Origin of the sequence: Flavobacterium foetidum, from assembly GCF_004634245.1 — a bacterium.
Lineage (GTDB): Bacteria > Bacteroidota > Bacteroidia > Flavobacteriales > Flavobacteriaceae > Flavobacterium > Flavobacterium foetidum.
Genome location: NZ_SJTF01000002.1, coordinates 191,092 through 209,549, shown reverse-complemented (window position 1 = coordinate 209,549; position 18,458 = coordinate 191,092). Strand labels below are relative to the sequence as shown.

18 protein-coding genes are annotated in these 18,458 nt (G+C 37.3%); 7 read left to right on the top strand and 11 right to left on the bottom strand.

Annotation, left to right across the window (positions count from 1 at the left end; genetic code table 11):
• Positions 1-2: 2 nt before the first annotated feature.
• The 10 genes from E0W73_RS03260 to E0W73_RS03215 all read right to left on the bottom strand — a co-directional run bounded on the left by E0W73_RS03260 (position 3) and on the right by E0W73_RS03215 (position 10,150).
• Complete coding sequence (locus E0W73_RS03260) at positions 3-2,279, bottom strand: tetratricopeptide repeat-containing sensor histidine kinase (protein ID WP_135220663.1); 2,277 nt, start codon at positions 2,277-2,279, stop codon at positions 3-5.
• A gap of 52 nt (positions 2,280-2,331) precedes the next feature.
• Positions 2,332-2,997, bottom strand: coding sequence for a YoaK family protein (locus E0W73_RS03255; protein WP_135220662.1), 666 nt, complete (start codon positions 2,995-2,997; stop codon positions 2,332-2,334).
• A 4-nt stretch (positions 2,998-3,001) separates the two neighbouring features.
• The gene (locus E0W73_RS03250; RefSeq protein WP_135220661.1) at positions 3,002-3,475 is read right to left on the bottom strand and encodes a Dps family protein; all 474 of its coding nucleotides are present in this window, start codon (positions 3,473-3,475) and stop codon (positions 3,002-3,004) included.
• Between the two features lies 1 nt (position 3,476).
• Positions 3,477-3,905: a DoxX family protein gene (locus E0W73_RS03245; protein WP_135220660.1), complete on the bottom strand. Its 429-nt coding sequence runs from the start codon at positions 3,903-3,905 to the stop codon at positions 3,477-3,479.
• 12 nt (positions 3,906-3,917) lie between these two features.
• The gene (locus tag E0W73_RS03240) at positions 3,918-5,804 is read right to left on the bottom strand and encodes an amidohydrolase (protein ID WP_135220659.1); all 1,887 of its coding nucleotides are present in this window, start codon (positions 5,802-5,804) and stop codon (positions 3,918-3,920) included.
• A gap of 3 nt (positions 5,805-5,807) precedes the next feature.
• Complete coding sequence (locus E0W73_RS03235) at positions 5,808-6,542, bottom strand: M17 family peptidase N-terminal domain-containing protein (protein ID WP_135220658.1); 735 nt, start codon at positions 6,540-6,542, stop codon at positions 5,808-5,810.
• Positions 6,543-6,700: 158 nt separating this feature from the next.
• On the bottom strand, positions 6,701-8,086 hold the full coding sequence (locus E0W73_RS03230) for an alginate export family protein (protein WP_244248427.1): 1,386 nt from the start codon (positions 8,084-8,086) through the stop codon (positions 6,701-6,703).
• 103 nt (positions 8,087-8,189) lie between these two features.
• Positions 8,190-8,822, bottom strand: coding sequence for a hydrolase (locus E0W73_RS03225; protein WP_135220656.1), 633 nt, complete (start codon positions 8,820-8,822; stop codon positions 8,190-8,192).
• 125 nt (positions 8,823-8,947) lie between these two features.
• A complete protein-coding gene (locus E0W73_RS03220; RefSeq protein ID WP_135220655.1) occupies positions 8,948-9,265 on the bottom strand; it encodes a phosphoribosylpyrophosphate synthetase in 318 nt (105 codons plus the stop codon).
• A gap of 66 nt (positions 9,266-9,331) precedes the next feature.
• On the bottom strand, positions 9,332-10,150 hold the full coding sequence (locus tag E0W73_RS03215; RefSeq protein WP_135220654.1) for an alpha/beta fold hydrolase: 819 nt from the start codon (positions 10,148-10,150) through the stop codon (positions 9,332-9,334).
• Between the two features lie 581 nt (positions 10,151-10,731).
• On the opposite strand from E0W73_RS03215, the gene E0W73_RS03210 reads away from it, so the two are divergent.
• From E0W73_RS03210 to E0W73_RS03190, 5 genes are read left to right on the top strand one after another with little or no spacing between them, the layout of a single operon-like run.
• Positions 10,732-11,565: an STAS domain-containing protein gene (locus E0W73_RS03210; protein WP_135220653.1), complete on the top strand. Its 834-nt coding sequence runs from the start codon at positions 10,732-10,734 to the stop codon at positions 11,563-11,565.
• 23 nt (positions 11,566-11,588) lie between these two features.
• Entirely contained in the window at positions 11,589-11,990 is a 402-nt protein-coding gene (locus tag E0W73_RS03205) for an STAS domain-containing protein (RefSeq protein ID WP_135220652.1), read from the top strand.
• A complete protein-coding gene (locus E0W73_RS03200; RefSeq protein ID WP_244248426.1) occupies positions 11,944-12,384 on the top strand; it encodes an anti-sigma regulatory factor in 441 nt (146 codons plus the stop codon). The genes E0W73_RS03205 and E0W73_RS03200 overlap by 47 nt, the downstream gene beginning before the upstream one ends.
• The gene (locus tag E0W73_RS03195) at positions 12,377-13,390 is read left to right on the top strand and encodes a SpoIIE family protein phosphatase (protein WP_135220651.1); all 1,014 of its coding nucleotides are present in this window, start codon (positions 12,377-12,379) and stop codon (positions 13,388-13,390) included. The genes E0W73_RS03200 and E0W73_RS03195 overlap by 8 nt, the downstream gene beginning before the upstream one ends.
• A 3-nt stretch (positions 13,391-13,393) precedes the next feature.
• Positions 13,394-15,013 (top strand): sensor histidine kinase, encoded by a 1,620-nt coding sequence (locus E0W73_RS03190; protein ID WP_135220650.1) that lies wholly within the window; start codon positions 13,394-13,396, stop codon positions 15,011-15,013.
• A gap of 220 nt (positions 15,014-15,233) precedes the next feature.
• Here the strand turns inward: E0W73_RS03190 and E0W73_RS03185 are convergent, their stop codons facing one another.
• Positions 15,234-16,304 carry an NAD(P)H-dependent flavin oxidoreductase gene (locus tag E0W73_RS03185; RefSeq protein WP_135220649.1) on the bottom strand — a complete coding sequence of 357 codons (1,071 nt, stop codon included), beginning with the start codon at positions 16,302-16,304 and terminating at the stop codon, positions 15,234-15,236.
• A 554-nt stretch (positions 16,305-16,858) separates the two neighbouring features.
• Here E0W73_RS03185 and E0W73_RS03180 point away from each other — a divergent pair.
• Together E0W73_RS03180 and E0W73_RS03175 are read left to right on the top strand one after the other, a co-directional pair.
• Positions 16,859-17,236 (top strand): hypothetical protein, encoded by a 378-nt coding sequence (locus E0W73_RS03180; RefSeq protein ID WP_244248424.1) that lies wholly within the window; start codon positions 16,859-16,861, stop codon positions 17,234-17,236.
• A gap of 299 nt (positions 17,237-17,535) precedes the next feature.
• Positions 17,536-18,456 carry a hypothetical protein gene (locus tag E0W73_RS03175; RefSeq protein ID WP_135220647.1) on the top strand — a complete coding sequence of 307 codons (921 nt, stop codon included), beginning with the start codon at positions 17,536-17,538 and terminating at the stop codon, positions 18,454-18,456.
• The last annotated feature ends 2 nt before the right edge of the window (positions 18,457-18,458 follow it).

Below are 18,458 nucleotides of genomic sequence, written 5' to 3'. Positions count from 1 at the left end.
AGTTATATGATTTCAGCATTTTCGGTTGATGCTTCAAATTCAGTATTTCTTGTAAATGTAATTTTGAGTTTAAGTCCATTATCGCTTTTCATTTCAAAAATCCCGTCAATCTGATCGGTCAGTCCCATCATTAAATTCATTCCAAGTGAATCTCTTTCTATTTCGTCAAAACCATCTGGAAGACCGATTCCGTTGTCCATAATCAACAGCTCATAATTATTATAGCCGATATTTTTAAGGACTATTTTTACTTCGCCTTTTCTGTCTGCGGGAAAAGCGTATTTTATGGCATTGTTGATCGCTTCGTTGATGATTAATCCCAGAGGAACTGCTTGTGCAACATCAAGATAAACTTTTTCTGTGTTTAAAACAAAATTGATTTTGTCATCAGTATTAAAACATTCTTTCATATTGCTAATCAATTCGTAGATGTACCACGACATATCAATATTAGCGAGATTATCAGACTGATATAATTTTTGATGAATAAGCGACATGGCATGCATTCTGTGCTTGCTGTTTTGTATCGCCATAAGTGCATCTTCATTGTCCAGATAAGCCGATTGCGTATTTAATAAACTAATGACAATCTGAAGGTTGTTCTTAACTCGGTGATGAATTTCTTTTAAAAGCCATTCTTTCTCCAAAAGCATTTTTTTGTTCAGTTCGTTTTGCTCGGTGATTTTCTGTTGTTTGATTTCGAGTTGCTCGTTCGTCTTCTTTTTCAGCCTGAATCGGTTGTACAAAAGCACGACTAGTGCACTCAAGATAACGACAATTATAATAAACAGATATCTCACTATAGTGTCGTTGTGAATCTTTATTTCTTGAAGTTTTGCCTTTTGCTGCAGCAAATCGATATTTTTATCTTTTTTTTCACTTTCAAACTCAATTTGAAGGCTGCTGATTTGTTTGCTTTTTTCGCCTTTGAAAACAGAATCCGACAGACTTTTATACAACTGATAATGTTTGATTGCTTCGATGTAATTCCCCCTCGAAGAATCTGCCTTAAACCAAATCAGATAACTTTCAGATCTTATGAGATTGTTTCCCGCTCCTGCAGCGAGGGTGTCCAGGCGCTTAATTGTTCGGTAGAAATCGTCGAACTTTTTTATTTGATAATGATAAGAAGCAAAACTTCTTAAAATCGCAATACTGTTGCCGTTTCTATCTGCATTTTCGCCATAGTAGTCTGCCAGTTTTTTATAATAAACCGTGGCAGTACTATTGTTTTTCAGAATTCTGTAAATATTAAAAAGCAGATAGTTTTCTTTCATCTGCCTTTCTATGTTTGAGGTCGGAAAATGAAGCTGCATTTCTTTTATAAGTTTCAGAGCTTCGTTTTCTTTTTTCTGGCGAATAAGGAGCGAACATAGGTTTTCTCCAATTGTGCGCACATATTCTGTATCCTTATGATATTTCGCAATTTCTAATGCTTTATACCAATATTCCTCGGCATCGTTATTTTGACGCAGGTAATAATAAACCAATCCGACATGATTGTAAATTGAGCTTAACTGAAGCGAATTATCGTTTAGCGCAATAGCCGTTTTTTCTGCTAAAAGAGCATATTTCAAAGATTCGGGATAATTTCCTTTTTGCGTATTAACTTCAGACAGCAGATTGTAAACCCCTTGCAGTTTCTGATATTTGATAGCTTTATAAAGAGCTAGAGATTCTTTTAAAAGCGGTTCAGCCTTCTCTGGATTCTCATTGATGCTGTATAATTCTCCTAGTCCTTTTAGGTTTTCGGCTTGTTTTTCCTTAGCACCCGATTTCTTAAAAAGCTCAATTGCCGTTTCCTTATATTTTGCTTTTTGTTCCAGCGAAGCGTCGTAAATAGAAAGCTCGGCATAACTTTCTGCCTGCAATTCGGTCAGATTATGATTTTTAGAGTAAGAAACAGCTTCCTTTGCTTTTTTAAAAGCATTACTGGTGTCTCCTTTCTCTCTAAAAATCTGCGCATCAAGCAGTATGCTTCTTGCTTTGCCTATTTTATATCCCAAACGGTCAGACAATAATTTAGCCTGAGCATTTATCATGCGTGCGTTTTCGAGATCAGTCTTAAATTCGCCAGGCTTTTTGAGATAATAGCTGCTTAAATCTAGAAGCAATATTGCTTTTTCCGAATTGTTTTTAGAAGCTGCTATTTTGCTTTTTAACACATTTGGATTTTCTGTCTGTTGTGCATTTCCTACTAGAGGTGTAAAAAATAAAACAACTGCAAAGCTTGTAATTATTATTTGTTTTTTGACAGCATTTATGGGGCTAAAATTCATTTTTTAAAGATAATCTATTATCAGAAATCTGCAAATTGGCAAACAGTCTAGGTTAGTTATTTCGGTGGTACCAATAACAGATAATCATCGCGATTCCAGGGAGGATCAAAGTTCCCAAACCGAAAAATTTTCCGGCAACGGCACCTAAAAAGCAACCTGCTAAGAAACCGGTAATGGTAACCAGCTGTTTCTTAAAACTCAAGAAGGAATCAGAATCTGAAACGCCATTTTTAATAAGATTTCCTAAATCAAGAGACGCTTGCGTTACATTTCCTGTCATCATCGTAGTGGGTCCGTGTGTTTCTTTGGCATATAATTTTCCAAAAGCATTCTGTAATCCCATGGCAAAAACGGTTGTCATCGCTACGCCGTACATTGCCCATTCTGAAAATATTTCCAAATAGCCAAAAATGTACGAAGCAATACCGCTTAAGAGCAATATAATTCCTTCCCAAAACAAAATCGTATAGCGGTTAACGCTTTTCAAAACAATTCTTCCTCCAGCAATTACAGCAATTACAAAGATTGGAAATGTTAATAATTTAATCCAAGCATGCACATCTGAACCTTTTACGATTTGATAAGCAAAAACAATAAAGTTGCCCGTAACATGTGCAGAAAATATAGAATCTGCGGCAACAAATGTTACGGTATCGCAATACCCTGCTATCATAGTGAGCAGCAGGGTTACGTACCAAATATTTTTTTGTCCTTCCATACTATTAATTTAAATGAGCACGAAGCATCCAAGCCATTTTTTCATGATTTTCTACAAGACCAGTAATAAAATCACTTGTTCCTGCATCTTGAAGTTCTCCGGCAATGCTGTTGATGTTTTCACGCAAGTAAATGATAATGCTTTCGTGATCCAGAAGTAACTCCTTGATAAAACCATTGCTGTCGTTTTTTTCTTTTAATTCTTCTGACAAATGAGTGAGCGCCAGAAAATCTTTTAGAGATGCAGGTGTGTAATGTCCTAAAGACCTGATTCTTTCGGCAACCGTGTCGACAATCTCATCAATTGAATCGTATTGTTGTTCGAAAAAAAGATGTTTGTTGTAGAAATCTGGACCCTCAACATTCCAGTGAGCTCTTTTCGTTTTAGTATATAATACAAATTCATCCGCAAGAATTTTGGTTAAGACATCTACGACTTTTGAGATGTTTTCTTGTTTGATTCCGATGTTTGCTTTCATTTTAAATAAGGTTTAATAAGTAATAATCAAGTGAATATTTTCCTGCTCCAAATGCAAGAATTAATAATAAGGATAAAGTGTACATGTACGGAACATCTCGTACTTCAAGGGAATCTTTTCGGTGAACGACAAAATATCCTACGGCTGTAACTCCAATTGTCGGCAGTACGGCCAGCCTGGTGCCGAGGCCGAGAATAATAAAAAGCGGTACAGCGGTATCAGAAAAAGTGGCGACGAATCCATTCAGTTTTTCTGGAAGATGCAGCGGATTCGGAACTTGTTCTTTTTGACCGTTTTCCAGACGGAATTTCTTCATGCCGTGTACTCGAAATAGCTCAACAGCGAGCAGAACTCTAAAGACTAAAAAGGCCATATTGTTGAACGATGTTCCTAAATCGGAGTACAAAATTTGTTTTATAAAATCAGTCATTTTTTTTTGAATTTAAAAAGCGAAGCAGGAACAGCCCAAAGCGCCCCAAAATGCATTATAATTGTTTACCGGTACATTGCTCAATCTTGCCGCGTCATGGTTGTGTGCATGAACATCGCAACTGCCGCTGCAACTGTGAATCTGTGCAGTCAGTTTTGGTTTAGCGTCTGCTTTTGTGTTTTTTTCAATAGCACTCTGCAAACCACTTCTTACAGGATAACCGTTGTAAATATTAGTTGGCGACCAGTCTGGCAGAATCGGAATATGAGGCGGCGAAAACGAAGAAAAATCTCCATTGGCATACACAATTTTTCCGTCGACCATAGTCAGATCAGCTTCGATTTTTTTGATTTCTTCATCATCGATTGTGAAATAATCGCGGTCTAAAACCACTAGATCGGCAAACATTCCAACTTTAATGTCGCCTTTTTTGGTTTGTTCCTGAGAAAACCAAGCGCTTCCTCTTGTGTACAATTCCAAAGCAGTTTGTCGGTTTAATCGAGTTTCGTTGTACAGTTGCAAACCTCCAACCGTTTTTCCGGCCGTCATCCAATACATAGAAACCCAAGGATTGTAGCTGCTGACACGTGTAGCATCTGAACCCGCACCAACTGGAACTTCCATTTCAAGCATTTTTTTGATTGGCGGTGTGTTTTCGGCAGCTTTTGCTCCGTAACGATCGGTGAAATATTCTCCTTGATAGGCCATTCGGCTTTGAACCGCGATGCCGCCGCCAAGAGCTTTTACACGTTCAATATTGCGCTCATCGATTGTTTCGGCATGATCGAAAATCCAAGGAAGTCCGTTAAACGGAATTTCACGGTTTATTTTTTCGAAGACATTCAAAAATCTTGTAATGCTTTCGTTGTAGGTAGCATGAAGCCTAAATGGCCAGCGGTTTTCTACCAAAAGGCGAACTACTTTTTCCAATTCAGCTTCCATATTTTCAGGAAGATCAGGTCTTGGTTGCAAGAAATCTTCAAAATCTGCTGCAGAAAAAACCAACATTTCACCAGCGCCATTGTGGCGGTACATATCGTTTCCTTGGTATAATTTTACGGTATCAATCCAATCCGAAAAATCTTCAAATTCGTGTTTTGGTTTCTGAGTGAAAAGGTTATAAGCGATTCTGACCGTCAATTGATTTTTTTCATTCAATTCATTTACCACTTTATAGTCGTCGGGAAAGTTCTGAAATCCACCTCCGGCATCAATAACACTTGTAATTCCGAATCGGTTGAGTTCTTTCATAAAATGACGAGTCGAGTTGAGCTGATGTTCGTAGGAAAGAGTAGGTCCTTTAGCCAATGTAGAATACAAAATCATTGCATTTGGAGTCGCGATTATAAGTCCGGTCGGTTCTCCGTTAGCATCTCTTTCGATATGCCCTCCAGGAGGTGCGGGAGTATTTTTATTATAGCCGACAGCTTTTAATGCCGCTCTGTTCATAATCGCTCTGTCGTACAGATGAAGAATAAAAACTGGTGTTTCTGGTGCGATGGCATTGATTTCTTCTAAAGTCGGCATTCTGCGTTCTGCAAACTGAAACTCAGTCCATCCTCCCACAACACGAACCCATTGCGGATTCGGCGTACGGTCTACTTGCTCTTTTAGCATTCTAAGAGCATCGGCAAGCGAAGGAACACCATCCCAGCGCAATTCTAAGTTGTAATTTAACCCTCCGCGAATAAGATGAATATGCGAATCGTTGATTCCGGGAACCACTCTGCGGTTCAAGAGATCTATGATTTTAGTTTCTTCAGAAGCAAATTCCATCACGCTGCTGTCGTTTCCGACTGCTATAAATTTTCCATCTTTAATTGCAACCGCTGTTACATTTGGAGTTTCGGTATTGAAACTATGAATTTTGCCATTAAATAAAATTAAATCTGCTTTCATAATTTAGGATTTAGCGTTAAGTTTTGCAATCGCATTCTTGATTCCTTCTCCTGCAACCGTGTAAAACGCCGGTCCGGCAAGAAGAATAATTTTGCTTAAAGGTTTATGATCAGACATTTTTTTGTCCTTTAAATACAGCTGTGTTCTATAAGCTTCAAAAGAGCCTAAAACCACATTTTCTGCTACTAAAGCTGTGGGAGAATCGATTCCGGCATCTTTGATATCGCTTGCAAAAGAAAAATCGGTTACGCCCATACGAAGCGCCTCACGCATAGCCACGCTTCCAACACTGATCATTAAATCGGGTGTAAATTTATTGCGGTCGCCTAAGCCAATTAATAATAATTTTTTTGAAGCCAAAGCGCCTTTAGGAGCCGTAATTAGCAATGTTTCAAGCGAGTGACCAGTAAATTTTCCGCTTTTGCGTAATTCGGTTATAATCCCTTTTAAGGCGTCGTCCAAATGTACCATTCCGTTTAGGTTTGCTGGAAGTGCTGGCGGATTAAAGATGTCGCCTTCTGTATATTCAAAAACGCAGGCAACCTGTAATTCTGCGACTGCAGCAGACGGCCCTTGAACCAATCCGTTTACAGCAACGCCGTCTACTTTACCCCAAGTTGTAGTCGAGCCGATTGCTGCATTTTGCGCAACAGCAGAACTAGTTGAACCTGCAAATATTAGAAGAATTAGAATAAGCTTTCTAATTGGATGTTTTTTGAAAATGGCTGCTTTTTCCATATTTAGAAATTTAGTTGATGTTTTTTATAACGTAGAATTTGACGCGTATGAAGCGGATTTGCGCAGATTCTGTTTGTAGCTTTTTAGTTAAAAAATCTGTTTTTTCAGCGTTTCCAATAGCGAATCAGTTTTATCTGTGTGCTATTGTTTTTATGTTTTTAAAATTTGAATCCGAGTCTGGCATTAAAGAAAACACCGTCTTTCGAATTTGGAATAATATCATTGATAAAAGCACCAGTTTTAAAGTACTGAATACCGCTCACGACTGAAATATATTTGTTGACGCTATAGGTGAAATTGGCCAGATAAGCCGTTCCGATATAACGTTCGTCTGATGCGCTTCCGGGCAGATTTAAAGTACCGCTTGGTCTGTAAACGCCGTCCTGGGTCGAATATCTCCAATTAAAAACCACATCGACCTGCATCTTTAGTTCCGGAAGCAAATCGACTGTAGCATAAGGATGAATATCGATGAGGTTGACAGGACCAACCTGCGGACTAAAACCAAAATAGCCTCCTTTTGGATACAGCGGATTGAAAGTCTGCAGATTTTCATTCCCTTTATTCAAATCCCCTGAGATATAATCATTTCGGAGATTGATGGTCGGTTTGAGTCTGATTTTTTCAAAAGAATATCCTATATCTGCCGATGCTGTCCAGGCATTTATGTTTCCAGAACCAAAACTTCCGAATTGGTAAGCGGCTTCTAGATTGTAGATAAAACCGCCTCCGTATTTCCAGAATCTGGTTCCTACGGTGTGTCTTTTTTCAGGAGCGATTCCTTGTTCAAAGAGCGATTCGTTTCTTTTTATTCCGAGATAATACAAATCCAGATTTCCTGCCTTCGGGAATATGATTTTAGAGTAAGCTCCCCAAAGATTGAGCTGTTTTGACATTTTATTATCAAAAACACCTGTATAAATGGTATTGGCCATCATCGCAAATCCGTCAATCGAAAAACGAGACGAAACGTACATGATCTTTCCTCCTGTAAAGTAAAGTCTGGCATTTGGTCCCTCTCGTACCGAAATTAACCTTCCCGAGCCGTAGTCGAGTTCCTGTCTTCCGGCGCGAACAAGTACTTTTTTATCTTTTTCCTGCCATAGCGTTACATCCAAAAAAAGATTCTGAACATTTAGCTGATCTTCGTCAATTCCTCTCGGGCCGTTAATTCTTCCATCCTGCAGAGCGCTTCTTAACTGTGCAAATACTCTAAAGTTTTTTCCAAGATGAATATCTGCATGAAGATCATAGCGTTGCAAAAGAAAATTGTTATGCCCAATATTAAGTCGTCCCCAATCTTCATTATTGAAATCAACATATTCATATCGTGCTTCGCCTCCAAAAGACAGGTGAAAATCTTTCTCTTGATTTAAAGGAACAAATTTTAAATTCTCATAAAAGTTTCGGGCAGAATCTTTGAGGTATTCATAATTTTCATCGTAACGCAAAAGTTTAAAATTTTGTGCCGATGCAATGTTTCCTAAAAAGAGAAAAAGAAAAAGTGACTTGACGATTTTTGATATGGATTTTGCTGATTCCAAAATAATGAAGGCTTAGAGATTTTATTTGTTTTTGTTTCAGGTTTCAAGTTTCAAGTTTCAGGTTTCAGATTTCAAGTTTGAAGTTGAAATGATGAAAAATGAATTAGTGTTTCAACATGTTGTGAGCATAGTGAATACCTAAACCATAAGAACCGCCATGTTTTTTCATTAAGTTCGTTACCGGAGCATACGTTTCCTCACGAGCCCAATCTCTTTGAAGTTCTAATAAATACTGAATTGAAGTTACAGGTATTGCACCAGCTTGAACCATTCTTTGTACCGCACGTTCATGAGCTTCATTACTAACATCGCCGCAAGCATCTGTAATGATGTAAACTTCGTAACCTTCGTCGATAGCCGATAACGCTGGGCCAACAATACAAACACTTGTCCATAAACCAGCTAAAACGATTTTTTTCTTGTTTTTTGCAACGATTGCCTTATAAGCGTTTTCGTCTTCCCAAGTATTCATCGTGGTACGGTCAATATATCCTGAAGTGGCGATTGGATAAAATTCTTCTACTTCTGGAAAAACAGGACCAGAGAAACTCTCTTCTGCTACCGTTGTTACTACAGTCGGTACATTAAAGATTCTTGATGCTCCCGATACGATTGCTACATTGGTACGCAATTCGCTCAAAGGAAGATTGCTTGTAGCAAATGCCATTTGTCCTTCAAAATCGATTAATACTAACGCGTGGTTGTCTGGTGATAATAAGTTTACTGATGGTTTCATAGTTATTTATTTTTAAAGTTATTTTTTAGTATTAGGCTGTTTTTAGCCATTTTTTTATTTGTTATGATGCAATAGGTTTTAGAAAAAAGCCTATTTTTTTTGCTTACGATAATTTGAAATTTTTATTAATGTGTCGAAAGTTTTCTGATCATTTCAGCCGACACAGAATCGGCATAGATTCCGAAGGCGCTTGTTAAAACACCTTTTATATTGTAAACCTCAGATACAATTCCGTACACTATATCTTCGTCTCCGGGATCGGTATCTCCCTCAAAACGAAAAAGATATTCAATCTTAAATTCGTTAGGAGACATAGATTGCGAATTGTTGTTGAAACGGATACAATTGACATCAAGATTAAAGTTTTGCGTAAAACCTTGATTGTTGAGCCATTGCAAAGCTTCGGTAACCGTGTCAAAAGCGGGTGGTTGAAATGCATTCATACGTTAGAAGTTTTAAACTGTCTGCGGATAAATGAAAACGCAGACAGTTTTAATTAATAAAACAGCTTATGCTTTAATAAAATCTAAAATATCGTTGTTGATTGTTTCGGCATTAAGGGTTGGCATTCCGTGAGAAAATCCAGGATATCCGATTAGTTTTCCGTTTTTCAAAAGTGCCGCCGCTTTTGGTGCCTGATGGTAAGGAACAATCTGATCGTCTTCTCCATGCAGTACCAGAACAGGAATGTCTAAACTCTTAAGATCTTCTGTAAAATCAGATTCAGAAAAAGCTTTGATGCCTTCGTAATGAGCCAGAACAGAACCCATCATTCCCTGACGCCACCAGTTTTGTTTGATTCCTTCTTGAACAGTTGTTCCTTCACGATTCCATCCGTAGAAAGCAATCGGGAAATCGTGGTAGTATTGCGCTCTGTTAAATCCGGTTCCTTTTCTGATTTCATCAAAAATGGCTAATGGCACTCCTTCAGGATTTGTTTCGCTCTGAATCATAATCGGAGTAATGGCGCTAATAATCACTGCTTTTGCAATTCTTCCTTTTCCGTGTTTAGCGGCATATCGTATAACTTCTCCTCCTCCGGTTGAGTGGCCAATGTGTATAGCATCTTTAAGGTCTAAAGCTTCAGTCAGTTCGGCGATGTCTGCTGCGTAAGTATCCATGTTGTTGCCTTCTGAACTCTGTCCCGAACGCCCATGCCCGCGGCGATCATGTGCGATAACTCTGTAGCCTTGTTTTAGGAAAAACATCATTTGTGTGTCCCAATCATCGCCTGATAAAGGCCATCCGTGGTGAAAAACGATTGGTTGTCCTTTTCCCCAGTCTTTGTAATAAATTTGTGTTCCGTCTTTTACTGTAATAGTGCTCATTTTTTTTATGGTTTTAGATTATTAAATGTTTTGATCAATCAAAATTTAGACTTGCGGTCAAAGCTTTCTGATATGATTTTTTTTCTGTGAAAATTTCTTCTGCAAACTTAGAACGGGTACAGAAAGTTGTTGATTAATCTAGATTAAGAAATGAAATTTACTTTTGTAACTATTTGTCTTATAGTATTTTAATTTGATTTTGAAATTGAATCGGAATTTTTTGAGGTTTTTTTATCAGTCTTTTCACGTTTGGATTTTTTAATAAATATTGGATGCCAAACAGTAGCCAAATTATATGCCTAAAACAAAATATCCTTTGTTTTCAACGGTTTGCAGATTTGTGCCGTTTTATTTATTTACGATATATCGTTAATTTATTAAAAGCGTTCTTCAATTATTAAAAAATCAGGAATTCAAGACACGTAATAGAAATAAAAAAACAGCCTTATTTCAGATAATACGGGGAGTGAAATGAATGCTTCTCCCGACAAGATTTTATTTTTAAGAATTTTTCTATTCATTTGAAATTTTAGCCTTTTTTTATTATTATATTTGTTAGAGAAACCCAAATATCACAACAAATGCAAAAAAACGTTTTAGGAGGCTTAAAAGAGTACGAAAGCAAATTAAATACTATCTGGACACAACTTCTTTTGGAAAGAGGATCGACTGATGGAGCTACTGAAGAAGAAGAATCGAAAGAATTTACATCGCTTTTCTTAGAAGCTATAAAACTAGGTGGCAATAGCACAGATTTAAATTCCCAGGAATTTGACAAACTTTATGATTTACTGACAGGAATTTCAATCTCAAGAGCAAAACGTGGTTTCTCGCCGCGCGAAACAGGACAGTATATCATTTCTTTCAAGGAGGCCGCTTCAAAGATTTTATCAGAAATCGAAAGTGAGCCAGCCGCACTTTATGCTGCAAATCTCGAATTGAGCACTATAGTAGACAATCTTACAATTATGACTTTTGAGTCTTTCCTAAAAGGACGCGAAGATGTAATTGCGAGACAGACAGAAGAAATCAGCGAAATCTCAACTCCGGTTATCCGTGTTTGGGAAGGTGTTGTAGCCTTGCCTATTATCGGAACTTTAGACAGTTCCCGTACACAGATTGTAATGGAAAACCTATTGCAGCAAATCGTAGACACTGGAAGTTCTATTGCTATTCTCGATATTTCTGGAGTGCCAGCTGTAGATTCTCTTGTAGCGCAGCATTTGATTAAAACAGTTAGCGCAACGCGTTTAATGGGAGCAGAATGCATCATCAGCGGTATTCGTCCAGAAATTGCTCAGACAGTGGTACATTTGGGTATAGATCTTACAGGAATTGTTACAAAAGCAACTCTTGCGAGCGCGCTTCAAACAGCATTTGAAATGCTGCAGCTTACGGTGGTGAAAAGAAAATAGTCTATTTAGATTTTTTGAATGATATGGAAAGAATTCCTATACTAAAGATGGGAGATTTTCTTCTGGTGACCATACAAGTCGATTTGTACGATCAGTTAGCAGAAAACCTTGAATCTGACTTAATAAATACAATCAATAAACATAATTCTAAAGGTGTTTTAATTGATATATCGGCTGTTTCCATAATTGACTCATTCATGGGACGCATCCTAGGGAATATAGCGGTAATGGCCAAAATATTAGATGCACAGACAGTAGTTGTAGGAATGCAGCCAGCTGTTGCAATTACATTAGTAGAACTCGGATTGTCACTAAATGGTGTAATTAGTGCTCTGAATGTGGAAAAAGGCATGGATCTGCTTCGCGCAAAAATGTATAATGGCGATAACGAAGAACAGATCGATGATGATAACAGCGACCAATAAAGTAGAAATTGCAATCGTACGAGAACAAGATGTGGTGCCGTTGCGTAACCGCGTGAAAGATTATGGCGTAAAAGCAGGAATGAGTATTTTAAACCAAACCAAGCTGATTACTGCCACAAGCGAACTCGTGCGCAACCTTTTGAAATACGGAGGAGGAGGAAAAGTTCTGGTTGAAGAAGTAAACAACGGACGTGACAAAGGCGTTCGAGCTACTTTTATAGACAATGGTCCCGGAATAGCAGATATTGATCTGGCCATGAAAGATGGATACAGTACAGGAAAAAGTCTTGGGCTGGGGTTGCCTGGAACCAAAAGGCTTGTTAATGAATTTGATATAAAAACAGAAATGGGAGTTGGAACGACTGTTACTATAATAAAATGGAAAAATGGATAATACTTTTTCCACCTATAAGATTGAAGATCGTAGTCTGGTAGCTTTTATAAAACGAGAAATACACAACCTTGCTCTACAGGCGGGTTTTAGCGTGCATCGAGCCGCAGAAACAGATATAATTGTGGCAGAACTGACTTCAAATCTTATAAAATACGCAAATGGAGGGGAGTTTTTATATCGTAGTCGTGAAGTAGATGGTCATAATGAAATTGAAATTTACTGCCTTGATAATGGTAAAGGAATTGATAATGTCGTTAAAATCATGAATGATGGTTATTCATCATCAAATACTCTAGGTCATGGACTCGGTTCTATAAAAAGATTAAGCAACGATTTTCAGATATATTCTCGCAGAGATTGGGGAACTGTCCAATATGTGAAAATATGCGAGAAAGCAGATACCACTTTCCCTCGTGAGAAACCAGGTTTTAATAGCGCTGTCATCAATGTAAATTATCCCGGAGAATTGGTCTGTGGCGATGGTTATCGTATCAAATATACTTCTAAAGGATTTCAAATATTTGTTGGAGATGGTCTTGGTCATGGCGCATATGCTAATGAGGCCGTTGAGATGGCAATAAAGGCTTTCATAAGGTCAAAAGCAGAAGATGCGGTAGAGATATTAAAAGAGATTCATGACGGAGTAAAAAAAACAAGAGGTTTGGTGGCTTCAATTGCTTGCGTAGATTATAAGACACAAACATGGAATATATGTGGTATTGGCAATATTAATACTCGCATTTATAGAGGTTTGGAAAATAAAACTTATACGCCTTATAACGGAATCATTGGACTTAATATTCCGAGAACGATGAAAAGCACCACCGTTCCATATTTAAAGCATCAGATAATTATTATGCATAGCGACGGATTACGTACAAGATGGAATCTCAATGAAATGATGTCTATCATCAAACAGGATCCTGGCGTCATCGCAGCTTCATTGTACAAAGACAATATTAGAGGAACAGACGATGCAACAGTGCTGGTCGGAAAAATAATTTAGGGTATGAAAGAGATTGTAAGTATAAATCTTGATAATGAAATGGACCTGATTCTGGCCCATAAAAGATCAATGAAAATTGCAGAGATGTGCGGTATGCCTTCTTCGTTTCAGACTAGATTTGCTACTGCTGTTTCGGAGGTTGCAAGATGTTCTATCGCAAATGGAGAGAACTCTATATTGAAGCTCGGAATAAATGTCATAAAAACGACTCATAAAGAAATCGTGGCTATTGTCAGCGATTCTAATGATTTGAAAAAATGCAATCCCGAAGCTTTTAAATATGCAGCCAAACTTTCTGGAAATATAGAATACAGTTATAATGATAATTATTCTGTAACACAGTTCAGCCAGAAGGTTCTTTCTCCCGGATTGCTTTCTGAAGCCAAAATTAAAAGTCTTGCCGATTACTTCAAATACGAATCGCCGCTTTCTCCGTATGACGAGATTCGAAAGAAAAATATAGAACTTATAGCACTTTCGGAGAAATTAGGAGAAAGTGAAAACAGGTATAGACAGCTGGCTAATTCAATTCCGATTCTGATTTGCATTATCAACGAACGCAACCATGTGCTGCTTACAAATGAATCTTTTCAGGGATTTCTAAAATCTTCATTTACTGTTTTTGAGCGTAAGGAACTGGCTACTTTCATTCATCCTGATGATTTGGAAAACATTATTGACAATTGGAATAAAATAAAGAAAAATCGCAGTGAATATTATGGAGAAACCCGAATCAAAAAGGGAGATGCTTACAGATGGCATCTGGTTTCCATAATTCCGAACAAGGCAGAAGACAGTTCATTTACCAATTGGCTGGTTTATTTTGTAGACATTCATGCCCAAAAAACGGTAGAAGAAACGCTTAAGAATAATTCTGAATTGAAAGTGATTCAGCGTGAATTGGAAAATGCCAATTCGAAGCTAATCTTCAAAAATAAAGAGCTACAGCAGTTTGCCTATATTGCAAGCCACGATTTACAAGAACCGCTTCGAAAAATCAGAATTATGCTTTCTCGCGCAGGCGAAGGATTGAGCGAAGAACAGAAAAACAAATATTATTTTGATAAAATCAATAGTGCCGCTGGACGAATGTCGGACTTGATTTCTGACGTGCTCAACTATTCGAGAGTAGACAATAACGTAAACACGCTATTGCCGGTTGATTTAAATGAAATTTTACGCGAAACCATACACGATTTAAGTCTTATAATAGACGAAAAAAATGCAATTATCAATATAAGTCCGCTGCCAACTGTGGCTGGACTTAGTACGCAACTGCGCCAATTGTTTTTTAATCTAGTAAACAATGCGCTAAAGTTTAATGCTGCTGAACCGATTGTAACCATTAGCGCCGATGAAGAAAGCATTGCAGCACTCGATCAATATAAACCTCAAGGAAATTATCATTTAATCACTATTGCCGATAACGGAATTGGAATGGACAGCAAATATTCGGGTCGCATATTCGACATGTTTCAGCGTCTGCATGATCGAGATCAATACGGCGGTAACGGAATCGGGCTGGCGCTCTGCAAAAGAATTATCGAAAATCATAATGGCGTAATCAATTTTACCAGCGAGCCTGGAAAAGGAACTACATTTTATATTTATCTGCCTAAATAAACGCATTAGGCAGATTTTTTATTACTATCTAACCGTTGGGTGTAATTAAAAAATAAAAGCATTTTAACACATAGAAGCATAGTTTTTTGTGCCGAAAAAAGAAAATGGAAGAAACAAGTTTCCACACATAGCTAAACTATGTGCATTTAGACTAGTGAAACGCCTTTTTTAAAGTTTAGTTAAACTATGTTTCTATGTGTTGAAAATAATTTGTTACCATCTATTTAATGAGATTGCTGGTTTCGGTAATCAATTCCTGCATTAAATGCGAAGCGCTGCGATGTTTTAAATTGACGGTATTTTGTCCTGACCAAAAGTTAACCAAATCGGATCGGCCTTGAGCAAGAGCTGCGGTTTTTAGAGGAGCGATTAATTTGGTTTGCAACGGAAAAGGCAAAACTTCAGTTTCAAAATCGATTTCATTCGAAATTTTATTGCGTATCATTCTTCCCATTCTTCCTGTTAAGGATTTTGAAACTACAGTATCATTCGAACCATCAGAAAACAAGATTTCCTTATGAAGCGGTGCCGCCGCCGATTCGTCTGTAGCCAAAAAGGCCGTGCCTAACTGCACAGCATCGGCTCCCAAAGTAAGTGCCGCCACTATTCCTTTAGCATCTGTAATACCGCCTGCCGCGATTATAGGTGTTTTGATTTTAGCTTTTAATTGCTGCAAAAGGCTGAACAATCCTGTAAAAGACTCTTGAGCTGGTTTCAGAAAAGAAGGACGGTGACCTCCAGCTTCAAATCCGGCAGCAACAATGGCGTCAACTTGGGCTTCTTCTAGAGCAAGAGCTTCTTCTAGAGTTGTGGCAGCGCCAACAGTTGTGATTCCCAATCTTCTGCTTTCGGCTAAAATCTCTTTGGAGGGAATTCCGAAAATAAAACTAAAAACAGCTGGCTTGATTTGAAACAGAACTTCAATCTGTTTCTCAAATTTTGAAGGAATATCAGTAGAAAGTTGAGGAAGCGGAACTCCGAGTTCATCAAAATAAGGCTTAAAAAGCAGTTTGATTTTTTCCAGTTTTTCCTCCGGAAAATGAATTAGGTTTTTATCAACATCATCTACCCATAAGTTAATGTTGTAAGGTTTAGAAGTTACCGCTTTTATAGCTTTATCAGCTTCCAGGATTTCATCGGGACTCAGTGTATAAGCACCATAACTGCCAAGACCGCCCGCATTACTTACAGCCGCAAGAAGAGAAGCCGTAGAAAATCCGCCTCCCATCGGGCCCTGTAAAATGGGATAGTCGATGCCGAATAATTGTGTTATTTTAGTTGAATTCCACATCACGTTCTTAAATTAACATTTGTTGTTGCTTATTTTCCATCTACTAAGATACAACAGGATTGTGCTTAAATTTATATGTTTTGTTATTTTTTAGAGTAATGACGTTGTGAAAATGCAATGGTTTCATTCAACAAAAAATCTATTTTGATCTGCTGAAATCATTAAAATCCGCGTGAATTACTTTTGAGTACCGATTTTTTCACGTGACTTTAAACAGATTTAAATCTAAACTGATAAGTAAAATTGAAAATAATAAGTTCACCCAACGCATTAAAGTAATTTTAACCCGTTGGGTGTAATTAAAAAATAAAAGTATTTTAACACATAGAAGCATAGTTTTTTGTGCCGAAAAAAGAAAATGGAAGAAACAAGTTTCCACACATAGCTAAACTATGTGCATTTAGACTAGTGAAACGCCTTTTTTAAGTTTAGTTAAACTATGTTTCTATGTGTTGAAAATAATTTCACCCAACGAGTTAATTTTAATAAAACTATACTTTTGTTGTAATAAAAAATAAAAATGATGTACTTTTGTCAAAATACTTAACAAGCACTTGAAAAGGTTATTCATCATAGTACTTTCCCTTTTAATTTTATGCCCATCATTTGGGAGCTTGTTCATTTATGCTTCTTTTAAAATCAATCAAAAAGAAATAGCGCAAACCATTTGTGTGCAACGAAAAGCAGTTTTTAACAGCTGTAACGGACGTTGCGAACTTCAAAAAAGCATTAAGAAATATTCTGACAACGAAAGAAAAATGCAGAACATCCTAAAAGACAAATTAGAGGTTGTGTATATTCAGAACATCCAAGCTTTAGAGTTTGCTGCTATTCCGGTAATCGAATCAAAAAAGAACGATTTCCTTTTATTTGATAAAAAGCCAGTGGGAGCTTCAAATCTTACTTTCCATCCTCCGGTCTATTTCGTATAGGTCAAAAATTTCAGTTTTATATAAGCAATTTTCGATTTGAAGATTGATTCGGCTTTTACTGCCACTTGTGTTGTATCCAATAAAATCTTGGTATTGCATCTTAGTATGTACAATTTGGCAATTGGATAAAGTTGCATAAAACTTTTTCAAGACTGATTTTTCTGATTCCTTTTTGTATTTGAAGGAATGTTACTCTACGCCTTCATTTGCTTTATTCTTGGTTACTAAATGGTATCGCCGATTTGATGATCTCAAATTGTCGCATGCCGCATTTACAGTCTTTAACCCTTCATATCAAAATGAAATTTTTTAATTTTTTGGTAATCGCATTTTTTGCGCTTGCCTCATGCACGCTTGACAAAACAGATTACGAAGCTGAAACTGGCTTAGAAATTCCGGAGTTGTCTGAATTTAAGGAAGCCGTTTCGTTTACTTCTGGTAATTATAAAGTAAGCATAGAAGCTTTAAACGGAACTTTTTACAAAGGTTACAACGAGCTTCGTTTAAAAGTTTTGAATGCACAGAACAATCAACGCGTTAATCCTTCTGCAGTTACTTTTTTGCCGATAATGACGAATTCTGATAATGTTCCGAGTTCATGTCCGCATCAATACAATTTAGAATATGACGCTGCAAATAACTATTACAGCGGCTATTCTGTATTTACTAGCGAAAGTGATGCTTCGGGCAATTGGAAACTCTACATTTCTTTTACGGTTGACAACCAAAAATATGAAATCAACAAACAGGTTACTGTAGAGAAACAAAGCAATAAAAACTTGAACATGACTGCTTTTACAGGCAAAGACGGCGAACAGTATTGTATTGCCTTAATAGCGCCTCAAAAACCAAAAGTTGCAGAAAATGCGCTGATAGCAGGAATTTACAAATACAACAAACCAACTACGGCGGCTGGAACTTTTCCCGATCCTTCTCAATTTTCTTATTCTGAGGTAATGGGATATACATTAAAATTGGATCCTAGAATGCCAGAACCTTCTATGGGAAATCATTCGTCTCCTAATAATAGAGATTTGACACAGCAAAACGATGGGTTTTATCACGGTGTTGTCAATTATACCATGACGGGAAATTGGACGCTAAACCTGATTTTAATGAATCAAAACGGATTGATTCTTAAAGGAACTGTAGTGCCGTCTGATTTTACCCCCGGTGTCGAAGGAGTAAAAAGTGAATTATACATTGATACTTTATTCTAGGC